This is a genomic window from Paeniglutamicibacter sp. (genome assembly GCF_046714615.1).
In the GTDB taxonomy this organism is placed as follows: Bacteria; Actinomycetota; Actinomycetes; order Actinomycetales; family Micrococcaceae; genus Paeniglutamicibacter.
Genome location: NZ_JBKKAP010000103.1, coordinates 1 through 4,730, shown reverse-complemented (window position 1 = coordinate 4,730; position 4,730 = coordinate 1). Strand labels below are relative to the sequence as shown.

The following is a 4,730-nucleotide window of genomic DNA, read 5'->3' as shown; positions in this document are numbered from 1 at the left end:
AGGGTCTTGGGGTTGGACCATTCCAGGGCACAGATGAACATGGTGCCCGCGGCCAGCAGGCCCACCGTTCCATAGATGACCAGCTTGGTGTTCATGGTCCAGTGCAGCGGCTTGCGGTAGTGGCGCCCGAGCTCGAACAGCACCGGAAAGCCCAATCCGCCGACGATGATCGCAGCGGCGATCGGCAGGCAGATCCACGGGTCGCCCACGAAACCCATCAGGTTGTCGGTGAAGAGCGCGAACCCGGCATTGTTGAAGGCCGAGACGGAGTGGAAGAACCCCAGCCACAGGGAGTGGCCCCAGGGGTTGCCCAGTCCCAGGGCGAAGCGCAGGGCCAGGGCCAGGGCCACCACCAGCTCGGTGGCGACGGTGATGCGCAGGACGCCCAGCAGCACCGAGCGCACGTCGCCGAAACCCGTGCTCTTGGTTTCCGCCGCGGCCTGGATGCGGGACTTCAATCCCAGGCGCCTGGCCATCAGCACGCCGAGCAGCGAGGCGAAGGACATGATTCCAAAGCCGCCGAGCTGGATCATCACGAGGATCGCCACCTGCCCGAAGGGTGTCCAATAGGTGGCGGTGTCCACAACCGCGAGCCCCGTCACGCAGACGGCCGAGGTGGCGGTGAACAGGGCCTCGAGGAATCCGGCACCGCCGGGGCCGGTCTTGGCCATCGGGAGCATCAGCACCAGTGTTCCGGCCACGATGGCCAGCCCGAAACCAGCGGCTATTGCCTGTGCCGGATGGCGGGGAACAACCGCCCGTCCAACGGCCCTGGCTTTACTTGCTGCGACATGCATAAGTCATAGGGTAAACGCTGGAGATGAAAACCTAGCTATTGGCCGTGAATCCTCGCGAGACCGTGAGGAGCGCGGGTTTCACGGCTGGGGGTGGAACCGCTACCGGGAATGGGTGAAGCGCCGCAAGGCTCGGGTCCAGAAGACGTGGAGGGTCCCTCGGCACCCGCCGCTTCACCCGGTTAGAACTTCCAGTCCCCGCCTTCGCCTCCGCCGTTGAGAAAGCCCTCTCCTGCCCCGAACAGGCCATCCAGCAAGCCACCGCCGCTGCCCAGCGCCTCTTCGCCGGCTGCCGTCGCTGATTCGCCCAGCCCGGACGCGGCATCTCCAAGGCCCGCGACCGAATCCTCCAGGCCTCCCGCCACCTCGCCCAGCCCCTCGGTGGCACCGGCCAGCTCCTCACCGAACCCGGAGAAACCCTCCAGCAGCGGACCGGCGACTGCGCTGCCGATGAACGCCCCTGCCACCCCGGCGAGGAGGCCCGCACCGAGTCCCCCGGCCGCGCCGGCGGCCATCCCGCCGAGTCCCCGCCCGCCCTGGCGTCCGGCACCGGCGGCCTTGCCCCCGCCCAGAATGTTCTCCATGAAGCCAGGGCGGTTCACCTCGGCCCGCGTGGCGGACCGGGCCAGGTCATCGGGGCGGTTCGAGCGGGGCCGTTCGTTGTCCGGCAGCCGGCCATCCAGTTCGGCCTGCACCAGCTCGCGCTGGGCGGGAGTCAAGCGGGCAAAGGCCTCGGCGTGGGCCCGTTCCATGTCCGCGGGGGGCGCGGTGTGCAGCATGTACGTGTACTTGGCGATGACAGCCTCGTCGGCGTTGCGCGGCGCAGCAGTGTTGGCGGGCGGCCCGGCGGGGCGATCGGCCTGGGGGTGGCCTTGGTGACGGGACTGCGGGGCTGGTCGCTGGTCATACTGCCGGCCTTGCGTCCGCGGCGTCGTTTGGCGATTGCCCTGGCCGGAGTCGAGCTGCTCGCGCAGGTACTTAACCGCCATCTGCTTGCCCTTGTTGATCAGTTTGTTGAACGTGCCCACGGTGGTGCTCCTTCGTCGTTCCATCTGCTGTGCCAGACGTGCTGCCACGCCATTGACCTGATCAACTCCCGGGTGTCGGCCAGAGTTCCCCTGCTTGGCGGGAATGTGATGCGTGCGCTCGAGGATCTGTCACCTATTAATAACCGATTATCCTTTGCAGGACTTAGAATAAATAACGGGTAAAGTGACATTTTTGAACTTTGTACGTGTTTCGATACCGAGTGTCACGTAAACGGCCGTATAAATGACAAGGGGGTTTGGCCATGCTGATCGGCTACATGAGGGTTTCGAAAGCGGACGGATCGCAAAGCACCGACCTACAGCGCGATGCGCTACTGGCCGCGGGCGTCGAGGCGTCGAACCTCTACGAGGACCACGCCTCGGGCAAGAAGGACGACAGACCGCAACTAGCTGCCTGCCTGAAGGCCATGCGTGCCGGTGACACATTGCTGGTGTGGAAACTGGACCGGCTGGGCCGAGACCTGCGCCACCTGGTGAACACGGTCCACGACCTCACCGAACGCAGCATCGGACTCAAGGTCCTCACCGGGGAGGGCGCTGCCATCGACACCACCACCGCCTCGGGCAAGCTCGTCTTCGGGATCTTCGCCGCGCTGGCCGAGTTCGAACGCGCCCTGATCTCCGAACGCACCGTCGCCGGCCTGGCCTCGGCCCGAGCCCGCGGACGCACCGGCGGACGGCCCTACAAGATGACCCCGGCCAAGATCCGCCTGGCCATGGCCGCCATGGGGCACAAGGACACGAAGGTCGGAGCCCTGTGCGCGGAACTCGGGATCACCCGCCAAACCCTCTACCGCCACGTCTCCCCTACCGGGGAGCTGCGGCCCGACGGCGCAAAGCTCCTGAAGTCGCGCTAGACCTGCCCGCACCAGCAGCAGCTGGCACCGCCGCATGGGACCGCGAACCTGGCCCCTGACAGCTTTCCGTTTCACGCCCCGTCACCGGAACGGATCACCGGACGGGGGTTGCGGGACGGTCGACTTTCCTGTGAATCCAAAAAACTTCTTAAGCCCAAGTCAGACAAGGGTGCGTTCCGGTAGCCGACCCCCTATCGGAACACTGCAGAAGCCGTATCCGGACGACCCCCTATCGGTACGGTGCGACTGTTGCAGCGGCCAAGAAACGCCCTTCCGGGTTGCTTTACGAAGACGCCTGAACCCGGAACCGAGGCCTTGAATAGAAGAATTGGCCAAAGCGCCATTAAACCACTCGGGCACTGGAATACTGAACGCATGCACGAACTCCACAAAGACGCGCTTTCTTCCATCACTGCCCGGTGGAACAAGGTTGAGGAGACGGTGGAACTCGTCGTGGACGGCACCCCGGTCCCGGAAATCGTCAACAGGAAACGAAACGTGGGCATATCGCCCTTCGCGCATCGCTTTCCCCAATCCTCGGTGGACGAGTGGCTGGCAGGCTACCGGAACCCAGAGCTGCGCGGGGCGACCACGGAGCTGGCACCAGGTGAGCTGGAACTTACGGTGTGCCCCTACGATGCGGACATCTTGTGCGGAACCTTCGCCGTATGGCTGGTGCGAACCGACGATCGCGTTTTCTGGCATGGACCTCACTGGGCAGGGGACGACGCTGCAGCGGAAATCCTGGGCCGCGAGGTCATGACGACACCGGAGGGAAACGACGATCCCCTCAACTGGTTCCCGCCCAAGCTCGAATTCCCCGCTTCCGAATACGACGCAGCCCTCGATTCGGCGAAGCACATCATCGAGGTCCACCCGTGGCCCGCTTCCCCTTCAAGACCACCCTCGCGGTTTGCCCGCATGATGATCCGGCTTCAAGGTGACCGCGACTCAAGCTAAAACCGCCACCGTGGCCAGACCGAACCATGTGCCGGGATGAGCCTATTTGCCGTTCTTCCCGCGGACCCGATTGTGTGATTTCGGGCCGAACCCGTATCGGGTTTGAATGTGCCGTAGGCTCAGGTCACGCAGGTTTTGGTTCAAAAGTACGGAAGGGGTTTAGAAGATGACCGGAGGGTACTACTACGAGCCTGTTGCGCCTGCAGATCTACCCACCAACGAGGCAGGGCGCTACGCGATCCTGCAACGCCTCTGGGACGTATCGGAGGGCAACGCCGGGGTCACCGACCCCAGAGTGCTTGACCACGCCAATAGACGAGCTTGCGAGCTGAACCTGGAATCCGCGAACGTGGGTGTCCCTGGATGGGAAGGGGAACTTGCACGGCCGGCAGAAGATCTCGCGTGGTTTGCTGAGAAGGGTTTCTTCATCTTCGACGTACTCGACGGCAAAGGCGACCCCGGCCACCCTTGGTGGCAATCGATTAGGGACCGCTTCTCTAGTGGACATAAGTGAATTGGCGGCTTTGCAGCTGACCGGCCCCTCCGCCTCACCAACCCCCAACTACAGACTGCGCCAGAGCGGCGAGCAAGTTGGAGTTGCAGGGCGCTGTCCAGGTGAGGGTTCCGCTATCGGGTTTGCATCGCGCGGAAAGTCAGGCATCACTCGCAGTGTCGGTCGGGTCCTTGCACCAGGTCCTTGACGAGCACTTGATCGCGTTCGCTGGCCTGCTGGACAGTTCCGTCGTCCGAGACCCATGAGTATCCACTGACATCAATAATCCCGGTCCTGCGGTACCCCAGACCCAGATACAGGCGTTCAGCATGGGGATTGTCATCGGCCACGCCGACCGCTACCTGAGGCATTCCCTCGCGCCCGATTAGTTGCTCCGCTGCGGCAATCAACGCGGTCCCGACCCCTTGACTGCGATACTCGTCGCGGACCTGCAAATGGTTGATCTCCACGGCCCGGGGGAATGCCTCCCGCGCGTTGGGTCCTATGCATCCACCCCATTGCACGACTCCCGCACCTAGGGGCTCTTCGTCCCTCCAGGCGATCAGGTACGTCGTGT

General features: G+C 64.1%; 6 protein-coding genes. 3 read left to right on the top strand and 3 right to left on the bottom strand.

Annotation, left to right across the window (positions count from 1 at the left end):
- Both ACLQ7E_RS12475 and ACLQ7E_RS12470 read right to left on the bottom strand, forming a co-directional pair.
- A partial coding sequence (locus ACLQ7E_RS12475) for a potassium transporter TrkG (RefSeq protein WP_411732897.1) occupies positions 1–701 on the bottom strand: 701 nt, incomplete at its 3' end.
- 275 nt (positions 702–976) lie between these two features.
- Positions 977–1,822 (bottom strand): hypothetical protein, encoded by an 846-nt coding sequence (locus ACLQ7E_RS12470; protein WP_411732896.1) that lies wholly within the window; start codon positions 1,820–1,822, stop codon positions 977–979.
- Between the two features lie 189 nt (positions 1,823–2,011).
- Between ACLQ7E_RS12470 and ACLQ7E_RS12465 the strand changes: the two genes are divergently transcribed.
- From ACLQ7E_RS12465 to ACLQ7E_RS12455, 3 genes are all read left to right on the top strand, one after another.
- Positions 2,012–2,092, top strand: coding sequence for a hypothetical protein (locus ACLQ7E_RS12465; RefSeq protein WP_411732898.1), 81 nt, complete (start codon positions 2,012–2,014; stop codon positions 2,090–2,092).
- On the top strand, positions 2,086–2,700 hold the full coding sequence (locus ACLQ7E_RS12460; protein WP_411732895.1) for a recombinase family protein: 615 nt from the start codon (positions 2,086–2,088) through the stop codon (positions 2,698–2,700). Before ACLQ7E_RS12465 ends, ACLQ7E_RS12460 begins: the two co-directional genes overlap by 7 nt.
- Before the next feature lie 375 nt (positions 2,701–3,075).
- Positions 3,076–3,660, top strand: coding sequence for a hypothetical protein (locus tag ACLQ7E_RS12455; protein WP_411732894.1), 585 nt, complete (start codon positions 3,076–3,078; stop codon positions 3,658–3,660).
- 660 nt (positions 3,661–4,320) lie between these two features.
- On the opposite strand, the gene ACLQ7E_RS12450 is transcribed toward ACLQ7E_RS12455, so the two are convergent.
- Positions 4,321–4,730: GNAT family N-acetyltransferase (locus tag ACLQ7E_RS12450; RefSeq protein WP_411732893.1), on the bottom strand; the 410-nt coding region annotated here is incomplete at its 5' end.